The sequence below is a fragment of the Lysobacter sp. Soil_N_23 genome (assembly GCF_057656135.1).
Genome location: NZ_JBDGKY010000023.1, coordinates 35,475 through 58,648, shown reverse-complemented (window position 1 = coordinate 58,648; position 23,174 = coordinate 35,475). Strand labels below are relative to the sequence as shown.

19 protein-coding genes, 1 pseudogene and 2 riboswitches are annotated in these 23,174 nt (G+C 66.3%); of the genes and pseudogenes, 10 read left to right on the top strand and 10 right to left on the bottom strand.

Translation table 11 applies throughout. The annotated features are described in order from the left end of the window. Nucleotides 1-42 precede the first annotated feature (42 nt). A riboswitch (glycine riboswitch) is annotated at nt 43-143 on the top strand. Nucleotides 144-146: 3 nt separating this feature from the next. Beyond that, a riboswitch (glycine riboswitch) is annotated at nt 147-276 on the top strand. 61 nt (nt 277-337) lie between these two features. After that, complete coding sequence (gene gcvP, locus AC3A3X_RS15335; RefSeq protein WP_487583886.1) at nt 338-3,211, top strand: aminomethyl-transferring glycine dehydrogenase; 2,874 nt, start codon at nt 338-340, stop codon at nt 3,209-3,211. 76 nt (nt 3,212-3,287) lie between these two features. Here gcvP and AC3A3X_RS15330 read toward each other — a convergent pair whose 3' ends face one another. From AC3A3X_RS15330 to AC3A3X_RS15320, 3 genes are all read right to left on the bottom strand, one after another. Then, entirely contained in the window at nt 3,288-3,833 is a 546-nt protein-coding gene (locus AC3A3X_RS15330; RefSeq protein ID WP_487583885.1) for a hypothetical protein, read from the bottom strand. A 110-nt stretch (nt 3,834-3,943) separates the two neighbouring features. Then, a complete protein-coding gene (locus AC3A3X_RS15325; protein WP_487583884.1) occupies nt 3,944-4,222 on the bottom strand; it encodes a DUF4242 domain-containing protein in 279 nt (92 codons plus the stop codon). Between the two features lie 30 nt (nt 4,223-4,252). Continuing rightward, nucleotides 4,253-5,068, bottom strand: coding sequence for a methyltransferase domain-containing protein (locus AC3A3X_RS15320; RefSeq protein WP_487583883.1), 816 nt, complete (start codon nt 5,066-5,068; stop codon nt 4,253-4,255). Nucleotides 5,069-5,223: 155 nt separating this feature from the next. Between AC3A3X_RS15320 and AC3A3X_RS15315 the strand changes: the two genes are divergently transcribed. From AC3A3X_RS15315 to AC3A3X_RS15305, 3 genes and pseudogenes are all read left to right on the top strand, one after another. Continuing rightward, entirely contained in the window at nt 5,224-5,937 is a 714-nt protein-coding gene (locus AC3A3X_RS15315; protein WP_487583882.1) for a response regulator, read from the top strand. A 95-nt stretch (nt 5,938-6,032) separates the two neighbouring features. Continuing rightward, nucleotides 6,033-7,238 (top strand): annotated as a pseudogene (locus AC3A3X_RS15310) (PAS domain-containing protein); the annotation flags it as partial. Then, nucleotides 7,216-8,874, top strand: coding sequence for a hybrid sensor histidine kinase/response regulator (locus AC3A3X_RS15305; protein WP_487583881.1), 1,659 nt, complete (start codon nt 7,216-7,218; stop codon nt 8,872-8,874). The pseudogene AC3A3X_RS15310 and the gene AC3A3X_RS15305, both read left to right, overlap by 23 nt. 80 nt (nt 8,875-8,954) lie before the next feature. Here AC3A3X_RS15305 and AC3A3X_RS15300 read toward each other — a convergent pair whose 3' ends face one another. Further along, on the bottom strand, nt 8,955-9,317 hold the full coding sequence (locus tag AC3A3X_RS15300; protein ID WP_487583880.1) for a winged helix-turn-helix transcriptional regulator: 363 nt from the start codon (nt 9,315-9,317) through the stop codon (nt 8,955-8,957). 108 nt (nt 9,318-9,425) lie between these two features. Between AC3A3X_RS15300 and AC3A3X_RS15295 the strand changes: the two genes are divergently transcribed. Further along, nucleotides 9,426-10,160: an SDR family NAD(P)-dependent oxidoreductase gene (locus tag AC3A3X_RS15295; protein ID WP_487583879.1), complete on the top strand. Its 735-nt coding sequence runs from the start codon at nt 9,426-9,428 to the stop codon at nt 10,158-10,160. Nucleotides 10,161-10,232: 72 nt separating this feature from the next. Then, a complete protein-coding gene (locus AC3A3X_RS15290; protein ID WP_487583878.1) occupies nt 10,233-10,832 on the top strand; it encodes an NADPH-dependent F420 reductase in 600 nt (199 codons plus the stop codon). Nucleotides 10,833-10,933: 101 nt separating this feature from the next. On the opposite strand, the gene AC3A3X_RS15285 is transcribed toward AC3A3X_RS15290, so the two are convergent. Then, a complete protein-coding gene (locus AC3A3X_RS15285) occupies nt 10,934-13,597 on the bottom strand; it encodes a M1 family metallopeptidase (protein WP_487583877.1) in 2,664 nt (887 codons plus the stop codon). Between the two features lie 320 nt (nt 13,598-13,917). On the opposite strand from AC3A3X_RS15285, the gene AC3A3X_RS15280 reads away from it, so the two are divergent. Together AC3A3X_RS15280 and AC3A3X_RS15275 are read left to right on the top strand one after the other, a co-directional pair. Beyond that, nucleotides 13,918-14,424, top strand: a complete 507-nt coding sequence (locus AC3A3X_RS15280) for a hypothetical protein (protein ID WP_487583876.1) — start codon at nt 13,918-13,920, stop codon at nt 14,422-14,424. A gap of 180 nt (nt 14,425-14,604) precedes the next feature. Then, the gene (locus AC3A3X_RS15275; protein WP_487583875.1) at nt 14,605-16,266 is read left to right on the top strand and encodes a mechanosensitive ion channel family protein; all 1,662 of its coding nucleotides are present in this window, start codon (nt 14,605-14,607) and stop codon (nt 16,264-16,266) included. 38 nt (nt 16,267-16,304) lie between these two features. Here AC3A3X_RS15275 and AC3A3X_RS15270 read toward each other — a convergent pair whose 3' ends face one another. Continuing rightward, nucleotides 16,305-17,345 (bottom strand): TraB/GumN family protein, encoded by a 1,041-nt coding sequence (locus AC3A3X_RS15270; protein WP_487583874.1) that lies wholly within the window; start codon nt 17,343-17,345, stop codon nt 16,305-16,307. Nucleotides 17,346-17,634: 289 nt separating this feature from the next. On the opposite strand from AC3A3X_RS15270, the gene AC3A3X_RS15265 reads away from it, so the two are divergent. Next, nucleotides 17,635-18,027 (top strand): hypothetical protein, encoded by a 393-nt coding sequence (locus AC3A3X_RS15265; protein WP_487583873.1) that lies wholly within the window; start codon nt 17,635-17,637, stop codon nt 18,025-18,027. 81 nt (nt 18,028-18,108) lie between these two features. Continuing rightward, on the top strand, nt 18,109-18,915 hold the full coding sequence (locus AC3A3X_RS15260; RefSeq protein ID WP_487583872.1) for a transporter family protein: 807 nt from the start codon (nt 18,109-18,111) through the stop codon (nt 18,913-18,915). A gap of 255 nt (nt 18,916-19,170) precedes the next feature. Here the strand turns inward: AC3A3X_RS15260 and AC3A3X_RS15255 are convergent, their stop codons facing one another. The 4 genes from AC3A3X_RS15255 to hflK all read right to left on the bottom strand — a co-directional run bounded on the left by AC3A3X_RS15255 (nt 19,171) and on the right by hflK (nt 23,115). Next, nucleotides 19,171-20,463: an adenylosuccinate synthase gene (locus AC3A3X_RS15255; RefSeq protein WP_487583871.1), complete on the bottom strand. Its 1,293-nt coding sequence runs from the start codon at nt 20,461-20,463 to the stop codon at nt 19,171-19,173. 470 nt (nt 20,464-20,933) lie between these two features. Continuing rightward, nucleotides 20,934-21,122 carry a DUF2065 domain-containing protein gene (locus tag AC3A3X_RS15250; RefSeq protein ID WP_158731711.1) on the bottom strand — a complete coding sequence of 63 codons (189 nt, stop codon included), beginning with the start codon at nt 21,120-21,122 and terminating at the stop codon, nt 20,934-20,936. Nucleotides 21,123-21,139: 17 nt separating this feature from the next. Next, nucleotides 21,140-22,003: a protease modulator HflC gene (gene hflC, locus AC3A3X_RS15245; protein ID WP_386700714.1), complete on the bottom strand. Its 864-nt coding sequence runs from the start codon at nt 22,001-22,003 to the stop codon at nt 21,140-21,142. After that, on the bottom strand, nt 22,000-23,115 hold the full coding sequence (hflK, locus tag AC3A3X_RS15240; RefSeq protein WP_487583870.1) for an FtsH protease activity modulator HflK: 1,116 nt from the start codon (nt 23,113-23,115) through the stop codon (nt 22,000-22,002). Before hflK ends, hflC begins: the two co-directional genes overlap by 4 nt. Between the last annotated feature and the right edge of the window lie 59 nt (nt 23,116-23,174).

Genomic DNA, 23,174 nt, shown 5'->3' with positions numbered 1-23,174 from the left:
ACGCCCCGTCCGGATGGCCGTACCGGCTATAATTGGCGCCGTAAGCAGACGGTGGGAGAAGCGGAACGGCCCTCAACGGGACGGCCCGCTGCCGAAGGCGCAAACGCCCGGAATCGCTCAGGCCCCACAACCGCCGTCGGCTCAAACTCTGGAGAGACCGGATGCCCCACGCGGGCAACACCGGCGCCGAAGGGGCAAGAAGCTGAGCGGGTCGGAAGTGGCCAACAAGCCCTCCCCCGACTCCGCGCTTCCAAACTCTCAGGCAAAAGGACAGAGGGGCATTCCATGTGCGCGATTGCGCACGCCCGGCTTTCACCAAGCCACAACGGATGCCTCCATGAGCCAGAACACGCCTGTTTCCCTGCGCGACCTCGAGCACCACGACGCGTTCCTCGAGCGTCACATCGGCCCCAACGACGCTGAAATCGCCCAGATGCTGAGCGTGGTCGGCTACGACTCGCTCGATGCGATGACCGACGCGATCGTGCCGGCGAACATCAAGTCGCCGTCGCCGCTGGCACTGCCGGCGCCGATCACCGAGGTCGAGGCCATTGCCAAGATCCGCGCGATTGCCGACCAGAACCAGGTCTTCCGCAGCTTCATCGGCCAGGGCTACTACGGCACCCACACGCCCAACGTCATCCTGCGCAACATCCTCGAGAACCCGGCGTGGTACACGGCCTACACGCCGTACCAGGCGGAGATCTCGCAAGGCCGCATGGAAGCGCTGATCAACTTCCAGACCATGTGCGCCGACCTCACCGGCATGGAGATCGCCAACGCCTCCCTGCTCGATGAAGGCACCGCTGCCGCCGAGGCCATGACCCTGGCCAAGCGCTCGTCCAAGTCGAAGTCGAACGTGTTCTTCGTCTCCAACGGCGTGCATCCGCAGACGCTGGAAGTGCTGCGCACTCGCGCCGAGCCGCTCGACATCGAACTGGTCGTCGCCGACGACGCCGAAGCCATCAGCATCGACAGCTTCGGCGTACTGCTGCAGTACCCCAACACCTTCGGCCAGGTCCACGACTACAAGGCGCTGGCCGATGCCGTGCATGCGCGCGGCGGCCTGGTCGCCGTAGCCACCGACCTGCTCGCACTGACCCTGATCGCCGCTCCGGGCGAATGGGGCGCCGACATCGTCGTCGGCAACACCCAGCGCTTCGGCGTGCCGTTCGGCTTCGGCGGCCCGCATGCCGCGTTCATGGCCTGCCGCGACGCCTACAAGCGCTCGATGCCGGGCCGCCTGATCGGCGTGTCGATCGACGCCGAGGGCAAGGCCGCCTACCGCCTGACCCTGCAGACGCGCGAGCAGCACATCCGCCGCGAGAAGGCCACTTCCAACATCTGCACCGCACAGGTGCTGCTGGCGGTGATGGCGAGCATGTACGCGGTCTACCACGGCCCCGAGGGCCTGACCCGAATCGCCCGCCGTACCCATCGCCTCGCCGCGACCCTCGCCGGCGCGCTGCGCCAGGCCGGCCTCACGGTCGGTCCGGACTTCTTCGACACGCTGCACGTGGTCGGCGTCGATGCCGCAGCCGTTCACGCCAAGGCCGAGGCCGCGCGCATCAACCTGCGTCGCATCGATGGCAACAGCGTCAGCATCAGCCTCGATGAAACCACCACGCGCGCCGACGTGATCGCGCTGGCGGCGCTGTTCGGCGCCAACATTGCCGACATCGATGCCCTCGACAGCGCCACCGCCGACGCGCTGCCGGAAGGCCTCAAGCGCACCAGCGGCTTCCTCGCACACCCGGTGTTCAACACCCACCACAGCGAGCACGAGCTGCTGCGCTACATGCGCGCCTTGGCCGACAAGGACCTGGCGATGGATCGCACCATGATCCCGCTGGGCAGCTGCACGATGAAGCTCAACGCCACCGCCGAGATGATCCCGGTGACCTGGCCCGAGTTCGGCAACCTGCATCCGCTCGCCCCCGCTGCACAGGCGCAGGGCTACAAGCAGCTGATCGACGGCCTGGAAGCGATGCTGGTCGAGTGCACCGGCTACGACGCCGTCAGCCTGCAGCCGAACTCCGGCGCGCAGGGCGAGTACGCCGGCCTGCTGGCGATCCGCGCCTACCACCGCTCGCGCGGCGAGGACCACCGCGACATCTGCCTGATCCCGGAATCGGCGCACGGCACCAACCCGGCCTCGGCGCAGATGTGCGGCATGCAGGTCGTGGTGACCAAGTGCGACGCCAACGGCAACGTCGATGTCGACGACATCCAGCGCGCCGCCGAGAAGTACAGCGAGCGCCTGGCCGCGCTGATGATCACCTACCCGTCCACGCACGGCGTGTTCGAGGAGGACATCGTCAAGATCTGCGAGATCGTGCACACCCACGGCGGACAGGTCTACACCGACGGCGCCAACATGAACGCCCTGGTCGGCGTCGCCAAGCCCGGCAAGTGGGGCTCGGACGTGTCGCACCTGAACCTGCACAAGACCTTCTGCATCCCGCACGGCGGCGGTGGCCCGGGCGTCGGCCCGTGCGCGGTGAAGTCGCACCTGGCGCCGTTCCTGCCGCGCACCTTTGGTGGTGAGGGCGATGTCGGCATGGTCTCGGCGGCAAGCTTCGGTTCGGCCTCGATCCTGCCGATCAGCTGGATGTACGTGACGCTGATGGGCGCGGCCGGCCTGCGCAAGGCGACCCAGGTCGCCCTGCTCAATGCCAACTACATCGCCACCCGCCTGGCACCGCACTACGAGACGCTCTACACCGGCCGCAATGGTCTGGTCGCGCACGAGTGCATCCTCGACCTGCGCCCGCTCAAGGACGCCACCGGCGTGTCGGCCGAGGACGTCGCCAAGCGCCTGATCGACTTCGGCTTCCACGCCCCGACCCTGAGCTTCCCGGTCGCCGGCACGCTGATGGTCGAACCGACCGAGTCGGAGTCGCAGCACGAGCTCGACCGTTTCATCGACGCGATGATCCAGATCCGCGACGAGATCCGCGCGATCGAGGACGGCAAGCTCGACCGCGAGGACAACCCGCTCAAGCACGCGCCGCACACCGCCACGGCGGTCACGGCCAGCGAGTGGACCCACGCGTATCCGCGCGAGCTGGCGGCGTTCCCGCTGCCGAGCCTCAAGCTGCAGAAGTACTGGCCACCGGTCGCCCGCGTCGACAACGTGTACGGCGACAAAAACGTCATGTGCGCGTGCATCCCGGTGGATGCGTACAAGGACGAGGTGGTCGAGGCGTAAGCGTTACGCGCCCCTGATCGCAACGCGACGAGGCCCCGCACTGCGGGGCCTCGTTGTTTGAGCGACCTGCCAGGGCTCATGGTCGCCGGACCGGCACCGGTTGGTTGCTGACCAGGGCCATCCCGATACGCGCCGCGGCCCGCGCGTTGTCGGCGATATCGCAACGCGACACCGGCCACGCCCGCGACAGTCGCATGCGGGCGATGCAGGCCACTGCCTGCCAGCGGCCACTGCGTTCAGCGCTGGCGTACACGCTGCTCGACTGGCTGGCCGGCGTGCGCTGAGGCGACGCACCGCGACGTGTCCGCGCAGCAGGCACCGCCAGTGCGGTGCGCGAGCGTGCCATGCGGAACTGCATGACCTGGTCATGGCTGGGATACACGCGTACGGTCGGAAGATCGAACACGCGTTCGGGTTCTGGTTCTGCCGACGCCACCGTCTTGATCGGCGGAAGAGGCGTCAGCTCCGGCTCGAGCGTGGCGATCACGCGCACGCCAGGCAGGTCGTGTATCTGCATGGTCTGGACCGGCCCATCTCCCACGGGCTGTGCAACCACGCGGGTCGCGATCGAATGAGTGGCAGCGATCATTGCCAGTGCGGAAACCAGGGTCATCACGTTCATGGTGAAATTCCTTTATTCGTGGCCGAACGGCGATGCCCTGCCCGCTTTCCCTGGGCCGGGGGCCGAGATGGCCATGCATTGAAGCGGTGAAGCGTTGAAGGGTGGATCGTTCAGCCAGGCGCCATGGTCGGATCGAGCACCGACTGCACTTCGACGACGGCGTCGGCGGGGAATCCAGCACGCTGTGCGTGTTCGCGGATCAGCCCTTCGTCGCTCGCCAGGTAGACGCAGTACGTCTTGTCGTTAGCGACATACGAATGCAGCCACTGCACGCCGGTGCCGAGCTGGTCGAGCACCTCGTTGGAGCGCTGGGCGACATCGCACAGTGCCTCGTAAGGCTCCTTGCCGATGCCGTTGATGTTTCTTTCGATGACGTACTTCCTGAGCATGGTGGTTCTCCGGTTGTGCTGGTGCCGGCCTCAGGCCGACGTGTCCTGCGAAGCGATGGCGTGCGGCTTGACGGCATGCACGTTCACGCCATAGGCGTGCAGCCGGTTGCGGAACTTGCGGTCGACGCCGGTGCCGACGAAGGACTCGAAGCGTGCGCAGACGCGTGCCTGCTCCAGGCCGCTGTCGCCGATCAGCTGCAGCAGTGAAGCCTCGGTGGATGCGCCTCCGATGCAGGCCGCCCACAGGTCGGCGTTGCCATGGGCAACGGCTGCCAGTTCGCGGTCGAGCGCGACGGCGCCCAGGTACAGCGCCCCGCCGGGCCGCAGCACGCGCACGACCTCGGCCATCAGCCGGGGCTTGTCCGGTGCCAGGTTGATGACGCCGTTTGAGATCACGATGTCGACGCTGGTGTCGGCAACCGGCAGGTCCTCGAAGGTGCCTTCATGCAGTTCCAGACGATCCAGCAATCCGGCCTGCGCCGCGGCCGCCATCGCGCAGGCGCGCATGGCCGCGGTCAGGTCGATGCCGATCACCCGCCCGCGCGGGCCGACCGCGCGCGCCGCCAGCAGCAGGTCCATGCCCGAACCGCAGGCATGGTCGAGCACCACGCCGCCGGCAGGGATCGTGCCAATCCGCAGCGGATTGCCAACACCGGAGAAGCGATCGGTGCACAGCGCCGGCAGCACTGCCAGCGCGGCTGCGTCATAGCCAAGCCGTTGCACCGCATAGGCCGCGCCGGTATGAAAATGAAAGCCGCTGGCCGGATCGCGGGCGACGCGCTCGTAGACGACGCGGACCTGCTGGTTCAGCCGATTGCTGTCGATCGTGAGCGGACAACGGCCCATGACGGCCTCCCTGGATTTGCCTTCGTCGTATGCGGCGGCATGGGGGCCAATCTAGAAAGCGCGCGTATCGATCGGATGTCTGAGCGCGGCAGGTTTGTAACAGCCGGTAACGACGGCCGATACTGTCGCGGCGGCAATGGAAGCAGGAGCAGGTGATGGCGCATACGCCCTGTGTTCTGGTGGTCGATGACGACCAGGCGACCCGCGAGATGCTCGTGGAGGCGCTGAGCACCCATGATTTCCGTGCCCTGCAGGCCGGCGACGGTGCCGCCATGCGCAGCGAGCTCGAGCGCGAGGCGCCCGACATCGTCCTGCTCGACATCCGCCTGCCGGGCGAGGATGGCCTGAGCCTGGCACGCTTCCTGCGCGAGCGTTACGACGTCGGCATCATCATGGTCACCGGCTCGGGCGACGTGATCGACCGCATCGTCGGCCTGGAGATCGGCGCCGACGACTACGTCGCCAAGCCATTCGACCCGCGCGAGCTGATGGCGCGCATCAAGAGCGTGCTGCGCCGCATCCAGGCGAGGCCGGAAGCGCCCGTGGCCAGTGGCGTCGGCCGCCGCGTCGCGTTCGGCCGCTGCACGCTCGACCTGGACGCACACCAGGTCTTCGGCGCCGATGGCACCGAAGTCATGGTCACGCACATGGAGTTCGACCTGCTGCGCGTGCTGTACGAACACGCCGGCAGGGCGCTCTCGCGCGACCAGATCCTGACCCTTACCCACAATCGTGAATGGGAGCCGTTCGACCGCTCGATCGACATCCGCATCGCCCGCCTGCGGCGCAAGGTGGAAGTCGACCCGGACAACCCGCGCGCGATCCGCACCGTCCGCGGCGTCGGCTACATGTTCGTGCCGTCTGCGTAACTGCCGCTGGCGGAATTGTTTCTGCCGCGTAACAGCGGCCCGCGCCCGTGTTGCGCGCTCCTATACTCGGTCCACGCCTGCAGCGGAGCCACGCCATGAAGTCCGGCGAACTGTCCAGCAACGTTCTCGCCGACGACCGCGAGCGCGCACTGCGCGACAGCGAACTGCGCCTGCAGCAGGTGCTCGACAACACCTCCGCGGCGGTGTTCGCCAAGGATCGCAGCGGCCGCTACCTGTTCGTCAACCGCGAGTTCGAGCGCCTGACCGGACACAGCGCCGCAGCGCTGATCGGTCGATCCGACCGCGACATCTTCCCCGCCGAGCAGGCCGCCGGCCTGCGCCGCAACGACATGCGCGTGCTGCTGGAGGCACGGGCGATGGAGTTCGAGGAAAGCGGCGTGTTCGCCGGCGAGCAGCGCACCTACCTCTCGGCCAAGTTCCCGCTGCTCGATTGCGATGGCGCGCCCTACGCCGTCTGCGGCATCGCCACCGACATTACCCGCCGCAAGCAGATCGAAACCGCGCTGACCAGTTCGGCGCTGGCGGTGTCGAACGCGCGCGGGCGCGATCTGTTCGTCGAGCTGTCGCGCTACCTCGGTGCAATCCTCGACGTCGATGTAGCCTTCATTGCCGAGATGCGTGAAGAGGACCCGGGCATGATGCGCGTGCTCGCCTTCGTTGCCGACAGCGCGCCGCGCGAGAACTTCGACTACGCACTGGCCAACACCGCCTGCGACACCGTCGTCGGCCACGGTTTCCGCATCTACCCCGCCGGTCTTGGCCGCCTGTTCCCGCTGGATGACGACTTCATCGAACTCGGCGCCGAAGGCTATGCCGGCTACCCGCTCACCGACACCCAGGGCCGTCCGCTGGGATTGATCTCGATCGTTTCTCGGCGCCCGCTGGAGCAGGCCGAATTCATCGAGTCGGTGATGAAGATCTTCGCCGTGCGCGCTTCGGCCGAGATCGAGCGCCAGCGCGCCGATGCGGCGTTGCTGGCCTCGCAGGTCAGTTATCGGCAGATCTTCGAGGCCAGCGAGGATGCGATCGTCGTCTACGACCCGGCCACCGACCGCATCGTCGACGTCAACCCGAAGGCCTGCACGACTTCCGGCTACAGCCACGATGAACTGCTGCACATTGCCGTCGACCACCTCGGCTCGGGCGAGGCGCCCTACACCGGCGCCGACGCGGCCAGCCACCTGCAACAGGCCCAACAACACGGCTCGGCACGTTTCGAATGGCGCCGCCGCAACAAGGACGGCAGCCTCGGACGAGGTGTTCCTCAAGTCCGCCAGCATCGGCGGCGAGCCGCGGATCCTCGCCTTCACCCGCGACATCACCGAGCGCAAACTCGCCGAGGAAGCCGCGCAGCGCAACGCCGAGCATCTGCGCGCCACCGTCAGCGCGGCACTCGACTGCATCATCGCCATGGACGAGCACGGCACGATCATCAAGTTCAACCCGGCTGCCGAAACCTGCTTCGGCTATCGCGAGCGCGAAGCCCTCGGCCAGTCGCTGGCCGAGCTGATCATCCCCGAGCGCTACCGCGAACGCCATCGCCAGGGAATGCAGCGCTTCCTCTCCGGCGGCCCTGGCCCGTACCTGCAGCGTCGCCTGGAAGTGACCGCGCTGCGCGCGGACGGCAGCGAGTTCCCGGCGGAACTGGCCATCGGCGTCGACGAGAGCCCGTCGGGACGCATCTTCATCGGCTACCTGCGCGACATCACCGAACGCATCGAGGCCGAACAGCGCCGGTCGCGGCTCGAGGCGCAGCTGCTGCAGGCCAAGAAGATGGAAGCGCTGGGCCATCTGACTGGCGGCATCGCCCACGACTTCAACAATCTGCTGGCCAGCATCATGGGCTATGTAGCCATGGCCAGCGAGCGCAGTGCCGGTGGCGGCGACGCGCGCCTGGAAAGCTACCTGGGCCACGCACTGCAGTCCTGCGAGCGCGCGCGCGACCTGATCCAGCAGATGCTGATGTTCAGCCGCGGCCAGAAGGGCGAGCCGCGCCTGCTCGACCCGGCACAGTGCATCGAGCAGAACCTCGCAGTGCTGCGCCCGAGCATTCCCTGCGACGTGGACGTGGCGGTCGATACCGTCGCCGGTGTCGGCGCCATCTGCTTCGATCCGGTGCAGTTCGGCCAGGTCATGCTCAATCTGTGCCTGAATGCCTGCGATGCGATGCAGGGCCGGGGCCGACTCGAGATCGGGCTGCATGAAGCCAACGAAGACGGTCGGTTGTGCAGCGCTTGCCAGCAGCCCGTGTCGGGCACGTTCGTCGAAATCGCCATTGGCGACTCTGGTCCCGGCATCGAGCCGGCTGTGCTGGAGCGCATCTTCGATCCGTTCTTCTCGACCAAGCCACCGGGCAAGGGCGCCGGCATGGGCCTGGCGACCGTGCACGGCATCGTCCACGAACATGGCGGACATCTTGTCGTCGAATCCGAGCTGGGCCGGGGCACCTGTTTCCGGGTGCTGTTGCCGATCTGCCAGGCCGACGCCGACGAAGTCGTGCGCCAGCAGCGCGCGAGCACCCCGACGACAAACCCGCGACTGCACGGCCGCGTGCTCGTGGTCGACGACGAGCGCAGTGTCGGCGAGTTCATGTGCGAACTGTTGTCGAGCTGGGGCCTGGAGGCGGACTTCGTCGCCGCGCCGGCGCAGGCGCTGGAACGCATCCGAAACGCACCCGCGCACTACCAGTTGCTGATCACCGACCACTCGATGCCGACGATCACCGGCATCCAACTGGCGCAGTCGCTGCAGGCGGTCGCACCGCAGCTGCCGGTGCTGCTCTACACCGGCCTGGCCGACCGCGTCAGCGAGCAGACGCTGCCGGCAAACATGTTGCGGACAGTCCTGCGCAAGCCCATCGACCACGCGCAACTGGCGCGCGAACTGTCGACGATCCTGCCGTCCATGGCGACGTAGCAAGACTCGCCCTCACCCTCTCCCGCAGAGCTCCCACGAATGCGGAGGGTCGTCCGACCCAGCGGTTCTTCAGCATCCTGCTAGGGCAAAGCGTCGCGCTTGGCGAAGATGCTTGCCATTTCCGCCGCATTCTCGGTTCCCCAAGTGCACAGCGGGACGATCGCGTCGGCCAGGCTGCGACCGAGCGGGGTCAGCGTGTAGTCCACGCGCGGCGGCACCTCCTTGTAGTCGGTCCGCGCCAGCACGCGATCGGCCTCCAGATCCTTCAATTGCTGGATCAGCACTTTGTCGCTGACTCCCTGGGTCAAGCGCTTGAGCTCGCCGTAGCGCTTCGGGCCTTCGCGCAGGAAAAACAGGATCAGCGGTTTCCACTTGCCCGAGATGATGCGGAGCGTGGCGTTGAGCCCGCAGCCGGTATCGCAGCTCTGAGAAGGCGTTGTCATGATACTTACCAAAAAGTGCATACTTGTCCTTAAGTTACCAGAACTCCATAGTTGGCCTCAAGTAGGCAGCTCCCTGCTGCCCTACAACCCCAACGAAGGATGCGTGACATGAACAGACTGAATGGAAAGACCGCCGTGATCACCGGCGGCGCTACCGGCATCGGCCTCGCCGCAGCAAAGCGCTTCATCGAGGAGGGTGCCTTCGTCTTCATCTTCGGCCGCCGGCAGAAAGCGCTCGACGCCGCTGTGGCCGACCTCGGGCCCAATGCCCGCGCGGTGAAGGGCTCGGTCTCCGATGTGGCCGACCTCGACCGACTCTACGCGGCGGTGAAGGCCGAGCGCGGAACCCTCGACATCGTCTTCGCCAATGCCGGGGCGGGAAGCCAGCTTCCGCTCGGCGAGATCACCGCCGAGCACATTGACGAAATCTTCGATACCAACGTGAAGGGCTCGATCTTCACGGTCCAGAAGGCGCTGCCGCTGATGGGCCAGGGCGGCTCGATCATCCTGACCGGATCGAGCGCCGGCACCACGGGCGCCCCGGCTTTCAGCGCCTACAGCGCGAGCAAGGCGGCAGTGCGCAACCTCGCGCGGACCTGGGCGGCGGACCTGAAGGGCACCGGCATCCGGGTAAACGTGCTGTCGCCCGGGCCGACTGCGACCGAACTGGCGAAGGAAGCGCTAGGCGAGGAGGGCCAGGAGGTCTTCGCCTCGATGACTCCGCTCCAGCGCATGGCCGATCCGGCGGAAATCGGAGCGGTGGCCGCCTTTCTCGCGTCGCCGGACAGCAGCTTCATGACCGCCAGCGAGGTCGCCGTCGACGGCGGCCTGGCCCAACTCTGACGTGCTACGCCCGGCCGGTCACTCCATTCGATATTCGGAGCCGATAGGGCGCGGTAAACCCAAGGAGAATATATGAGCTACGCAATTATCGGCTTCGGCAAGATCGGCCAGGCTCTAGCCAAGGCTTTTGCCCGAAGCGGCATCGAAGTTTCCGTTGCAACCACTCGCGACCCGGAGAGCTTTGCATCCGCCGCGGCCGCGATCGGACCCACGATCATTCCCAAAACACTGGCGCAAGCCGTCAAGGCGGACATCATCTTTTTGGCTGTCCGTTTCGAGTCGCACCGGGATGTCGCAAAGGCGCTGCCGACCTGGAAGGGAAAGACCATCATCGATGTGACCAATGCCTACGGCGTATCCCCCGAGGAACTGGGAGGACAGCCTTCTTCCAAGGTCGTCGCGCAGGCCTTCACTGGTGGAAGACTGGTCAAGGGCTTCAACCATCTGGTCGCTGCCGTCCTTGACCAGGATCCGGCCGTACATGGTGGCAGGAGAGTCGTATTCCTGGCGAGCGACGATGACGGCGCAGCAGCGGAGATCGGCGCGCTTGCGGAGAATCTCGGTTTCGCGCCGGTCAAACTTGGCGGGCTTTCGGAAGGTGGAATGCTTGTGCAGGCGCGCGGAAATAGCTGGGGTCAACTGATCTTCAAGGACCTGGTCAAGTTCGACTGATGATCGTGGCTCTGCGCGCCCATTGGATTGCCGTCCATGACGCGGACGGGATCAAGAAAAAAGGCCCCGCAATGCGGGGCCCTTCTTCATGCTTGGACCGGTCAGCCGCCGTACTTCTTCAACCACGCATCCACTGCCGGCAACCGCTCGTTGCGCACCTTCAACCGGTAGATCACGTTGGCGACCGCGGTGTTGGCGTCGCGGCGCGAACCGGCGGCGAGGTGTTGTTCCGCATACGACTGGATCTTGCCTACCATCGCCGGATCCAGCGACGCGTTGGCCAGGCCCGGGTAGTAGCGGCTGCGCGAGGACGAATCGACGCGCTTGTCGACGTCGCTCATGTGATCCATGGCGAAGTCGAACGCCAGCTCCGGATGCTGCGAAGCGACAGCGCGGATCATTCCGGCGCTGTTGGTCGCACCCGGTTCATCGGTGAGGGCAAGCTCGAGCGCACGCTGCGCCAGCGCCTTGTCCTCACTCGAAGACAGCATCTGATACAGCTCGTCCTTCATCAACGGCGTCTTCTCCGCCTGCGCGGCGGCGTGCAGCTGGTCCCAGGTCGCAGCATCGGCGTGGCGTGCGACCACCGCGAGGATGGTCTTGCGCAACGCGGCCGGCACAGCGGCCGGATCCGTATCCTGCGCCGCGTAACGACGACGCGCCTCGGCGACCACCTTGTCGTCACCCAGCGCGCTGAGCGTGGAGATCAGACGCGTACGCAGGATCTTGACCGGATCGGCCTCGCCCTGCTTCTCGTCCCAGCCGACGCGTGCGAACACCGGCGCCAGCTGTGCGATGGCGAACTTGCGGAAGCGGGCCTGGCGCGCGACGTCGCCCTGGTAGTAATCGTTGAGGCTGTCGAGCTTGCCGGCGATGTCACCCCAGATCTGCGGATCGGAACCGGCCGGCGTGGCCTTGACCAGGTCGAGGTAGGTCGCCGGCGACTGCAGGCCGGCCAGGCCCAGCGCCCAGGTGTCGCTCATCAGGCCGAGCTGGTCGATCGGCGGCAGCTTGGCGAAGCCGGTGCGGATCGAGGCGAACTGCTCCGGCGAATACAGCGTGCGGTAGTAACCGCTCTGGCCGGCGTTGACCACGACCGGGCCGCAACCGGGCACGTCGAGCGAACCGGCGCCGCCTTCGACGATCGTGCGCACCGGCTCGCCACCAACCGCCTGCGCGATCACCGGCACGCGCCACGACAGCGGCTGCTTGTCGGGACGGTCCTTGGTGAACTCGCCCTGGCTCAGCTTGAGCGTGGTCTTGCCATTGCTGCAGGTCGCCGACTGCACCGTGATCATCGGGATGCCCGGCTGCAGGGTGAAGTCGTGGGCGATGTCGAGGATCGGCTTGCCGGCGGCGGCCTGCACCTGCTTCCACAGGTCGTCCGACACGGTATTGCCGTAAGCGTGCGCCTTCATGTAGTTGCGCACGCCCTCGCGCCATGCGTCTTCGCCGACATAGCCTTCGAGCATGCGGATCACTGCCCCGCCCTTCTGGTAGGTGATGGCATCGAAGGCCTGGCTGGCCTGCTCGACGGTTTCCACGTGCTGCACCACCGGATGCGTAGTGGCCACGGCATCGCGGCTCATCGCGCCCTCGCGGCCGGATACGGCGTACAGCTGGGTGTTCCATTCCGGATGCAGCTTCTGCGTCGTGCGCGAGGCCATCCAGGTGGCGAAGCCTTCGTTGAGCCACAGGTCGTCCCACCAGCTCATCGTCACCAGGTCACCGAACCACTGGTGGGCGATCTCGTGCGCGGCGACCGAGAACACGCGCTGCTTGTCGGACTGCGTCGAGAAGGCCGGGTCGAGCAGCAGGGTGTGCTCGAAGGTGAAGATCGCGCCCCAGTTTTCCATGGCACTGAAGAATTGGCTGGCGCCGGGCGAGGCCACGTTGTCGAGCTTGGGCAACGGATACGGCGTGCCGAAGTAGTCGTTGTATTCGCGCAGCACATCCACCGACGAATCGAGTGCGAAACGAGCTTGGTCGACCACGCCCTTCTGGGTGATCACGCCGACTTCGGTCTCGCCCAGCTTGGCGGTGGCGCGGTCAAACTCGCCCTGGCTGAAGAACAGCAGGTAGGTCGACATCTTCGGAGACTGCGCGAAGCGCACGCGGGTCAGGCCGTTGCCCAGGTCGCTGGTCGCCGTAGCCGGCATGTTGCTGACCGCCATCTCGCCGCTCGGCACGGTGGCTTCGAGGGTGAAGGTGGCCTTGTGCGACGGCTCGTCCCAGGACGGGATCATGCGGCGCGCATCGGAGTTCTCGAACTGCGTGAACAGTGCGCGCTTCTTGCCGGCCTGGGTGTCGTAGTCGATCGCGAACAGGCCGTTGGCCTGGGTGCCGATCTTGCCGGTGTAGTCCATCGCCAGGCGGTAGCTGCCCACCGCCAGCGGCTTGTCGAAGGTGAAGGTGGCGGTCTGCGCATCGGCGTCGACGCCGACCTTGGCCGCGACGGCCTTGCCCTTGCCGGTGGCGGGCGACAGCTTCGCCGAAGCGAAGGTCATGTCCACGGCCTGCAGGGTGATGGTGGCGGTCGGTTCCAGTACGTCCAGCGTGATCGTCACCTGGCCATCGAACGTCAGCGTCTGCGCGTGCGGAACGATCGCGACGTCGTAATGGGTCGGACGCACGTTGCGCGGGAGCTGCGTGGTGGTGGCCTGCTCGGCAGCGGTTTCGGATACGGGTGCGGGTGCAGCTGCCATGGCGGTGACGCAGTTGCCGGCCAGTGCCAGCGCGATAGCGGTAACCAGAAAACGACGCATCAACTTTCCCCTGAATGATCTACGGTGTGATCGGCCCTTAAGGAGCCTGTATTGGGTCGGGGCGACGACGGCTGCGTCCCCACTCGGCAACTTGCCCCAGAGCGGCTGTGCCGATCCTGCCCGTTGGCAGCTGAGCGCAAATCGACCCGAAAGACCAGCACCGGAAGTCATGCCCGGGCACCGCCGTAGGAGCGAGCTTGCTCGCGATCAGCCTGTCAGGCGACCGGAGGCCAGTTCGCGAGCAAGCTCGCTCCCACAGGCGCCATGCACGTGTCGCCCGCTGCTGGCATCATCGGGCGGTCCCGAACGGTGGAGGCCCCATGCAGTCCCAGGCGATGCGCTTCAAGGCGATGGCGGTTTTGACCCTGGCATTGCTGGCGCCATGGGCAGCGGCGGCACAGCAGGCCTACGTTCCGATCGAGCAGCGCCTCACGCCCGCGCAATTGCGCGAGGTGGGCCTGTCGCCCGCCCAGCTGGAAACGCTGAACCGGCTGCTGCGCGAGGCCCCGGCGCAGGAGACCGCCGCCGCCCAGGCACCGGCTCCGGCGCCCGCCGCCGCGCGCGAGGAGACTGCGACGCAGCACGAATCGGCCGATCTCGGCAGCCAACCGATCCGCAGCCGGCTCAAGGGATCGGTCGATGGCTGGGAGCCCGGCACCGTGTTCGAGCTGGAGAACGGCCAGCAGTGGAAGGTGCTCAAGGGCAGCATGAAACTGCGCAAGCCCCTGGACGCGCCCGAGATCGTGGTGGTCCCCGGCCTGGCCGGACGCTGGTTCCTGCAGGTCGACGAGGACATGCCCAAGGCGCGGGTGTACCGGATCGACTGAGCCCCGCCTGGCCGTCGCCACGCGCCCTTGACGTCGTTGTGCGGTAAACAGGGCGTGCTGTAAACAGGACGTGCAGTCGCGGTACGTGACCGCGGCCACGCGCCGCCGGGGATTCCAATGCCAGGACGTTGGGTGAGCACAGGAAACGATCTTGTCGCGCGACCTGGACCTGGCCGCCGCATGCGTGCGCTGATCCTCGCCGCCGTGCTGGCGGGCCTGGCGCCGGCAGCGACCGCGGCCCCTCCCCCTGCGCAGACCGGCATCACCGCCACGACGGACGCTGCAACGCCGACGCCGCCGCCTGCCACCGAGGCGACGGTCAAATTCTTCAACCGCGACATCATGACCTTGCGCAGCACCCTGCTCGGCCGCCCGCCCGAGCTGCGTGCGCGCACCGCCGAAGCCAATATCGAGCAGGTGGTGCAGCGGCCGGGCACGCCCGCGGTGGCATTCGAGAATATCCCGCAGGGCTCGCTGGTGCTGCTGGGCGGGCAACTGGTGGCGATGTTCACGCCCGCCGACCTGGACGCACTGAACCACCAGACCATGGCCCAGGCCCGCGCCGAGATCGCGCGCAACCTGAGCGAAGCGGTGCAGGCGGCCGAACGCGACCGCGCGCCGCGGCAACTGCTCAACGGCGTGCTCATGTCATTGCTGGCGACCGGGGTCGCCGTGCTGGCGATGCTCGTGCTGCTTTGGCTGCGTCGGCAGATCGAATCGCGATTCCAGCGCTGGATCGAGATCCGCGTGCAGACGCTGCGCCAGGAGTCCACGCGCCACGTCGTGACCAGCCTGCGCAGCTTCGTCAACTGGTTCAAACGCCTGGTGCTGTGGCTGATCGCGCTGCTGGTGCTGGAGGAGTGGCTGCGCTTCGTACTCGGCCAGTTCGGCTTCACCCAGCCGTGGTCGCAACGCATGACCGGCTGGATCGTCGACCTGCTGTCGGGCTGGGGCCAGGCGATTGCCGGCGCGGTCCCCGGCCTGGTTGCGGCATTCGTGATCCTGTTCCTCGCCCGCGTCCTCACCCAGACCCTGAGCATGACCTTTCGCGCCGTGCAGAGCGGTCGCTTCCAGTTGTTCGGCATCGATGACCAGCTGGCCGAACCCACCCGCAAGCTGCTGGTGGCGGTGATCTGGCTGTTCGCCGTGGCGATGGCCTATCCCTACCTGCCCGGCGCGCAGACCGACGCGTTCAAGGGCCTGAGCGTGCTGGTCGGCCTGATGATCTCGCTGGGCGCGTCGAGCATCGTCGGCCAGGCCGCCGGCGGGTTCACGCTGCTCTATGCGCGCACGATGGCGGTCGGCGACCTGGTCCGGATCGGCGAGGTCGACGGCGTGGTCCTGCAGATCGGACTCTTCACCACCCGCCTGCGCAACCTGATGGGCGTGGAGATCAGCATCCCCAACAACGTCGTGCTCGGCGGCCAGCTGCACAACTACTCGCGCAACCCGGACGGCCCGGGCCTGTGGCTGGAGACCGGCGTGACCATCGGCTACGACTCGCCCTGGCGCCAGGTGCACCGCCTGCTGCTCGATGCCGCGGCGAAAACCGCGAAGATCCAGGCGACGCCGGCGCCGTATGTCCTGCAGACCGCGCTGTCGGACTTCTACGTCGAGTACAAGCTGCGCGCGCGCATCCTGGAACCGGTGCTGCGTCCGTTCGTGCTGACCGAACTGCACGCCAACATCCAGGACGCGTTCAACGAGGCCGGCGTGCAGATCATGTCGCCCAACTACGAAGCCGACCCCGAGCAGCCGAAGGTGGTCGAGCGGGCGCACTGGGAAGGTGTGCCGTCACCGCTGGCTGCGCGGGCCGGCAACCGGGAGCCATCAGGGGACTGAGGTCGCTTCGCGAGCCATAGCGGCGGTATCCGAGAACCTCACGGATTGGCAGTCAAGTGGCTGGCGATATCAGGAGCTGTCATCTGGAAACCGTCGCGCTGGAGGGCAGCGGCCAGTCCGGTGGAGCCAATCAACTCCTTCACCGCCAACGCGGTGAACACAGTGTCGTGACTTGCAAGGGCGGTCCGCAGTTCCTCGAGCCACCTTGCATCCACTTGACGATCAATGTCCGCAAAACCCTGCTGGACGCCGATGGCTTGATTGGTAAGGCGAGCCCAACAGAAGCTCAACTCGCTGCCACTTTCCGAGATTTCGGAAAGGCGCGGGATGTCACCGCTGGCCCACGCATCCCCACGAATTGAGGACGTCCGCATGAACGGCTGAATTCTGTCCAGAGTTTCCTCAAGACATTGAATGTCATCGGTGCCGGACACGTTGAACTGCGTGACGGCATCCTTCGGCTCCTGAATGGCCAGACGAAAACGAGCATCGGCACGCGGCACATTCTGCTTCTTTGCAGTTCGCTCGATGACGGCGCCAGCAGCGCTGGCCATCGACGTGTGTGTCTGCTCAACAGCGGCTTTGAATAGCTCGTATGCGGCGTACATCGGCCGGAGACGATCGGTATCTTCGCGGTCTCCAAGAAGCATGGATCGTGCGGCTTTCCACTTGGCGTATGTGGCCGGTGAAAGGACGTCCTGCAATGATCGATTGTCAGGATTGAATTTTGCACGATGTATCGACGGCCAAAGTGTCAAGCCGCGAAAGAGGCCGATGTTTGCCCCGACAACCAGCCCGGGCGATCCGAGAACCACGCCAGATTTCGCGATCCTGGCTTCAATTCCAGACGCATTGAATTTCAGTCCATCGGGCAAGAGCGGAAACGTCCCGAGTACCCAGACCCGCTTGCCGCCTCGGGTGAACTCCCAAATGGCGGGACCTGATTGATTCGCGCCGACCACCATGGTGCCCAAGGTCCTTACAGGCCCGGAAGCAGGCGAGGCAGTCGGCTGGTTGGCAGCCACAGTGCTCGTGCCCAGAGCGAGTGTCAGCGCCGAAATACGAATCCAAGCTTTCATGTCAATTCCATTCCATTCAGTCGATACCGGTGGTGCGATCAGAACCGAGCAGTGCGCGGGGCCTCAATGGCTTGGAGGAGCTCACGAAAGTGATCGCTGTGTCCATAAGAAAAGCCTCAACGACAGCGAGAGAACGGGCCCCTCGCCATCGTCGAGTAGCTCAGGCCGCGCCGCATCCCATTCAGCTCCGCGGCAGCGCAGGCGATCCCGGCATTCGGCCCGTTTCGGCATCGCGCCGCCGTGGCGGGTCGGGGCATCATTCCCGATCACGATCCGCCTGGACTTCCGCATGAGCACCACCCCCGACTTCGCCGCAGGCCAGCTCTGGCGCTGCACCGGCCGCACGCTGGCCGAGACACCGACGCTGCTGATCAACCGCGTCGACCTGCATCCGCTCGGCGGCGAGATCTTCCACGTCACCGTCCGCAACGTGAAGATCCGTCACCCGGGCCTGCCGTCGGGAATGCTGACCGAACTGCCGCACCTGCCGGTGACGCGGGCGACGCTGGAAGCCAGCGCGATCAGCTACGAGGGCGAGCAGCCGCCCTACCCGGCCTACCTCAAGGGCTATGCCGAATGGAAACAGGCGTTCGATGCCGGCAGGGCCGGCTCGTTCGGCGTCAGCCTGGCCGACGTGCTGCGCATCGTCGAGCAGGGCCTGACAGGACAGCCGCCGCGCTGAAGCAAAGCGCCGTGATTCTTCTGGAAGGCGCACCAGCGGGTGCGCCGGGCACGCTTCGCCCAGTCGACCAGGGAAGTCACGATGAAGGCGATTGCTGCGGCCACCTCTCTCGCGTTGTTCGCGGCATGGCCTTGTCCAGCGGTGCATGCGCAGGACGCGGACGAACTGGCCAAGCAGCTGTCCAATCCCGTCGCCAGCCTGATCAGCGTGCCTTTGCAGTTGAACTGGGACGATGGCATCGGCCCCGACGATGACGGCAGCAAGACCTACCTCAACGTGCAGCCGGTGGTCCCGATCTCGATCGGTGAGGACTGGAACCTGATCTCTCGCACGATCCTTCCGATCGTGTACCAGGACGACATCTTTCCCGGCGCCGGTAGCCAGTTCGGAACCGGCGATGTGTTGCAATCGTTCTTTTTCTCGCCCAAGGCGCCGACAGGTTCCGGATGGATCTGGGGCGTCGGACCCGTGCTCTACCTGCCCACCGCCAGCGACGATCTGCTCGGCGCCGACAAGTGGGGCGCAGGCCCGACCGCGGTGGTACTCAAGCAGACCGAAGCCGGCTGGACTTACGGCGCACTGGTCAATCATGTGTGGTCATTCGCCGGCGACGACGATCGCACCGACATCAGCAGCACCTTCCTGCAACCGTTCCTGTCGAGAGGGCTGGGCCAAGGCCGCACGCTGAGCGCCAACCTGGAATCGACCTACGACTGGAAGGCGGAGCAGTGGACGGTGCCGATCAACTTCAGCTATAGCAAGGTGGGCAAGATCGGCAGTCAACTGGTCAGCTATGCCGGCGGCGTGCGCTATTACGCCGAAGCACCCGACAGCGGCGCCGAGTGGGGCCTGCGGTTTGTTTTCACGCTGCTGTATCCGAAGCACTGACTGCGCCGACCGGGCGAACGTCGCAAAGCCCCTCTCCCGCTTGCGGGAGAGGGGTTGGGGTGAGGGCCGCCGAAGACCATGCAACGAAATGCCGAAGCGTCGTCCGCCGCAGACGCAAGCCCAGCACGCAACAGCAACAAGAACAGCAGGTCCCTCACTGCGTTCGGGACGACAAGCAACGCCAAGCTTCACGCAAAGGGAAGAACCAAAAAAAACCCCGCATTTCGCGGGGCTTTTTCCACGCCGCGCAACCGATCAGGCGAACGGATCCTGCAGCACGATGTTGGCGTCGCGGTCCGGACCGGTCGAGACGATCGCCAGCGGGCAGCCCGCCAGCTCTTCCAGCGCGCGCAGGTAAGCACGCGCAGCGGCCGGCAGCTTGTCCCACTCGGTGACGTTGTGGGTGTTCTCTTCCCAGCCCGGGAACTCCAGGTACACCGGCGTGCACTCTTCCCAACCGGCCGCATCGAGCGGTGCGTACTCGGTGCGCTTGCCGCGGTACTCATAGGCGATGCAGATCTTCAACTTCTCCATGCCGTCGAGCACGTCGAGCTTGGTGATGCACAGACCGGTGATGCCATTGACCGCGACCGCACGACGCAGCGCGACGATATCCATCCAGCCGCAGCGACGCGGACGGCCGGTGGTGGCACCGTACTCGGCGCCGCGATCACGCAGACCCTGACCGACGTCGTCGTCGAGCTCGGTCGGGAACGGACCACCACCCACGCGCGTGGCGTAGGCCTTGGCGATGCCGAGCACGTAGTCGATCGCGTCCGCGCCCACGCCGGTACCGGCATACGCGCCGCCGACCGTGGTGTTGGACGAAGTCACGTACGGATAGGTGCCATGGTCGATGTCGAGCAGCGAACCCTGCGCGCCTTCGAACAGCACGCGCTTACCCTGCTTGCGCAGCTCGTGAAGGATGCCGGCGACATCAGACTTCATCGGCTCCACGTACTCGCCGAAGGCCAGCGCCTCGTCGAGCGTCTGCTGGAAGTCGACCGCGTCCACGCCCAGGTACTTGGTCAGGACGAAGTTGTGGTAATCCATCGTGCTGCGCAGCTTCTCGGCGAGCTGCTGCGGGTAATGCAGGTCGGCAATGCGGATACCGCGACGCGCCACCTTGTCCTCATAGGCCGGACCGATGCCGCGACCGGTGGTACCGATGGCCTTGCCGCCGGCGGCCTTCTCGCGGGCCTGATCCAGGGCGATGTGGTACGGCATGATCAGCGGCGTGGCCGGGCTGATCTTCAGGCGCGAACGCACTTCCACGCCGTTGCTTTCGAGCTCGCCGATTTCCTTCTGCAGCGCCGCCGGTGACAGCACCACGCCGTTGCCGATCAGGCACAGCGCGTCGGGGCGCAGGATGCCGGACGGAATCAGATGCAGGACGGTCTTCTTGCCGCCGATGACGAGGGTGTGACCGGCATTGTGGCCACCCTGGAAGCGCACGACGGCGCCGATCTCCTTGGTGAGCAGATCGACGATCTTGCCCTTGCCTTCATCGCCCCATTGGGCACCGAGAACGACGACTGACTGACCCATTGCCAAGCTCCTGACTGCGTTGCATTGAGAACCGGCCCAAGGCCGGGCTGCCGCGGACGCCTCATCGGGAGGGACGCGCAAACAGCAAGAAAGCCGGCGGGGCACAGGGCCCCGTCCGGCTTTTGTGCATTATCCGGGTTTTAGGGGACGGGGGCCACCCCGGAAGCGGGATTGGACAGATTGGGTGGGGGTCTTCGCGCCGCCCTCACGCCTGCCTCGCGGCTGCCCTCACCCCAACCCCTCTCCCGCGCGCGGGAGAGGGGCTTAACACCCAATGACGAAGACCGGGCGACGACTTGGCAGAGCGTCGTCCGCTGGGTCGGGGATTGCGGAGCAGCGGGCCATGGATGGCCCGCGCCCCGAATAAAGCCAGGATGGCGTCCTGAGGGGCGGAGCAATCCCCGGCCCAGCGGACGACGCCCATCCGCAGCCGACGCTTTTCGCATCTACGCGCATCGACGCCTAGTGAACTACAGCCGCACCAGCCACAAGGACAGCAGCCCCAACCCCACCACGACCGCCCCGACCACCCGCAGATGCCGGTCCGGCAACGCGTGCAGCTGCTCGGCGGCGCGCTTCCACCCGCGCGGGGCGACGAAGAGGAACAACCCCTCCAGCACCGCCACCAGGCACACCGCCGACAACAGCTCCAGCAGCATGGTTCAGGCGCGCCCGATCAGCGGTCCGACTTGAGGTACTGCAGGAACGGATCGTCGCGGTCGAGCACGATCACGCCCTCGCCATCGGCGAACGCCTTGCGGTACGCCTCCAGACTGCGCTGGAACGCATAGAAGGACGGATCCCGGTTGGCCGCCTGCGCATACAGACGCGTGGCCTCGGCATCGCCCTCGCCGCGCAGCTTCTGCGCATCGCGCTCGGCCTCGGCCACGATCACCAGCTTCTCGCGATCGGCCTGGGCGCGGATCGCCTGGGCCTGCTCGACGCCTTCGGCGCGCAGCTGGCTGGCCACCTGCAGACGCTGGCTGCGCATCTGGTTGTAGACCGAACCGAGCACGTTGCTGTCCTGCGGCAGTTCGATGCGCTTGATGCGGATGTCGACGATCTTCACGCCGAGCGTGGCAGCACCGACGTTGATCGCATCGAGCTGCTTGCCGATCACCGACGTGCGATCGCCGGAAACGACCTGCTGCAGCGTGCGCGCATTGATCTCGTTGCGCAGCGAATCCTTGATGATCGGCGCCAGACGATCGACCGCGGTGACCTCGTCACCACCGGTGGCGCGGTAGAAAGCGCGCGAATTCTCGATACGGCCCAGCGCGAAGAAGTCGACGCTGACGTTCTGCTTGTCGGCGGTCAGGTAGCGCTCGGGCTCGGCATCGAGCACCTGCAGGCGACGGTCGAACACGCGCGCCGTCTCGACCAGCGGCCACTTGAAGTGCAGGCCCGGACCAATGTCGGTGCGCACCACGCGACCGAGGTTGAGCACGATCGCGGTACGACCCTCGGTGACCACGAACATCGAGCCGAGCAACGCGAACAGCGCTGCAACCACCGCGGCAATCCACAGAGAGAATCTCATCGCGTCACCTCATCGCGACCGGTCGGCCGGGTCGGTCGTGCGCCGCGACCGCTGTCGCCGGGCTCGGTGGTAATGGTCGGGGGCAACAGGTCCGGCGTCAGCAACGGAGTACCCGTCGTGGCCGAACCGCTGCGCTTGTCGGGCATCGGCACGTAGATCAGCTGGCGCGAGTCGCCGCCGATGATCTTGCGGTTGTCGCTCAGTACATCCTGCAACGTGTCCAGCCACAGGCGCTTGCGGGTGACGTCCGGCGCGGCCTTGTACTGATCGACCAGCAACGAGAAGCGGTTGGCGTCGCCTTCGGCGCGGGCGACCGAGGAGGTCTTGTAACCTTCGGCCGCGGTGCGCACGCGCGACGCCTCACCGCGCGCTTCCGGCACGACCTGCTTGGCGTAGGCCTGGGCCTGGTTGATCGCGGTGGTCTTGTCGGCGGCGGCGCGCTGGACTTCGTCGAACGCGTCCTTGACCTCGTCCGGCGGACGCGCGTTGGGCAGGTTCAGCTCGGTCACGACCAGGCCGGTACGGTAGTCCTGCAAGGACGCCTGCAAGCGCTGGCGCACGGTGACGGTCAGCTCCGAGCGCGCGTTGAGGACGGTGTCCAGATCGGAACGGCCGACCTGTTCGCGCACCGCACTCTGCGCCGCTTCCTTGAGCACCCGGTCGGCATCGCGCGAACCGAACAGGTACATCTGCGCATCGCCGATGCGGTACTGCACGTTGATCTCGACGTTGACCATGTTGGCGTCACGGGTGAACACCGGCACGGTATCGCTGTAGGCGTTGCTCTGCGTGGCGTTGACCTTGGTCACGCGTTCGATCGGCCACGGCGCCTTGAAGTGCGGGCCCGGCTGCAGCACGCGCGAGAACTGGCCGAAGCGCAGGACCACGCCGCGCTCCTGCTCGGTCACCAGTACGAAGCAGTTGAACACCAGCCACAGGCCAACGACTATGCCGACCCAGCGCAGGATGTTGCCGCCACCTCCCGCGCCACCGCCAAAGAGGCCGCGCAAGGGATCGAGCAAGGCATCCAGGCCGCGGCCGTTGGGTCTGCGCCGCGGGGTTCGACCATTCGAACCGCCGGAATTGTCACTGCCAGGTGTGTTCCAGGCCATGCCTGCTCCAAGAAGGGGATACGTCCGCAACCGCGTTCAGCAATGCGGGCGTGGGTCGA

What these genes read in the sequence shown, in the direction of transcription:
- AC3A3X_RS15320 (WP_487583883.1), bottom strand. Translation starts at nt 5,068, where the DNA reads ATGGGCCGTTGTCCGCTCACGATCGACAGCAATCGGCTGAACCAGCAG.
- AC3A3X_RS15330 (WP_487583885.1), bottom strand. Translation starts at nt 3,833, where the DNA reads ATGAACGTGATGACCCTGGTTTCCGCACTGGCAATGATCGCTGCCACT.
- AC3A3X_RS15265 (WP_487583873.1), top strand. Translation starts at nt 17,635, where the DNA reads ATGAGCACCACCCCCGACTTCGCCGCAGGCCAGCTCTGGCGCTGCACC.
- AC3A3X_RS15315 (WP_487583882.1), top strand. Translation starts at nt 5,224, where the DNA reads ATGGCGCATACGCCCTGTGTTCTGGTGGTCGATGACGACCAGGCGACC.
- AC3A3X_RS15275 (WP_487583875.1), top strand. Translation starts at nt 14,605, where the DNA reads ATGCGTGCGCTGATCCTCGCCGCCGTGCTGGCGGGCCTGGCGCCGGCA.
- AC3A3X_RS15250 (WP_158731711.1), bottom strand. Translation starts at nt 21,122, where the DNA reads ATGCTGCTGGAGCTGTTGTCGGCGGTGTGCCTGGTGGCGGTGCTGGAG.
- AC3A3X_RS15325 (WP_487583884.1), bottom strand. Translation starts at nt 4,222, where the DNA reads ATGCTCAGGAAGTACGTCATCGAAAGAAACATCAACGGCATCGGCAAG.
- AC3A3X_RS15270 (WP_487583874.1), bottom strand. Translation starts at nt 17,345, where the DNA reads ATGAAAGCTTGGATTCGTATTTCGGCGCTGACACTCGCTCTGGGCACG.
- AC3A3X_RS15295 (WP_487583879.1), top strand. Translation starts at nt 9,426, where the DNA reads ATGAACAGACTGAATGGAAAGACCGCCGTGATCACCGGCGGCGCTACC.
- gcvP (WP_487583886.1), top strand. Translation starts at nt 338, where the DNA reads ATGAGCCAGAACACGCCTGTTTCCCTGCGCGACCTCGAGCACCACGAC.
- AC3A3X_RS15285 (WP_487583877.1), bottom strand. Translation starts at nt 13,597, where the DNA reads ATGCGTCGTTTTCTGGTTACCGCTATCGCGCTGGCACTGGCCGGCAAC.
- AC3A3X_RS15255 (WP_487583871.1), bottom strand. Translation starts at nt 20,463, where the DNA reads ATGGGTCAGTCAGTCGTCGTTCTCGGTGCCCAATGGGGCGATGAAGGC.
- AC3A3X_RS15280 (WP_487583876.1), top strand. Translation starts at nt 13,918, where the DNA reads ATGCAGTCCCAGGCGATGCGCTTCAAGGCGATGGCGGTTTTGACCCTG.
- hflK (WP_487583870.1), bottom strand. Translation starts at nt 23,115, where the DNA reads ATGGCCTGGAACACACCTGGCAGTGACAATTCCGGCGGTTCGAATGGT.
- hflC (WP_386700714.1), bottom strand. Translation starts at nt 22,003, where the DNA reads ATGAGATTCTCTCTGTGGATTGCCGCGGTGGTTGCAGCGCTGTTCGCG.
- AC3A3X_RS15290 (WP_487583878.1), top strand. Translation starts at nt 10,233, where the DNA reads ATGAGCTACGCAATTATCGGCTTCGGCAAGATCGGCCAGGCTCTAGCC.
- AC3A3X_RS15260 (WP_487583872.1), top strand. Translation starts at nt 18,109, where the DNA reads ATGAAGGCGATTGCTGCGGCCACCTCTCTCGCGTTGTTCGCGGCATGG.
- AC3A3X_RS15300 (WP_487583880.1), bottom strand. Translation starts at nt 9,317, where the DNA reads ATGACAACGCCTTCTCAGAGCTGCGATACCGGCTGCGGGCTCAACGCC.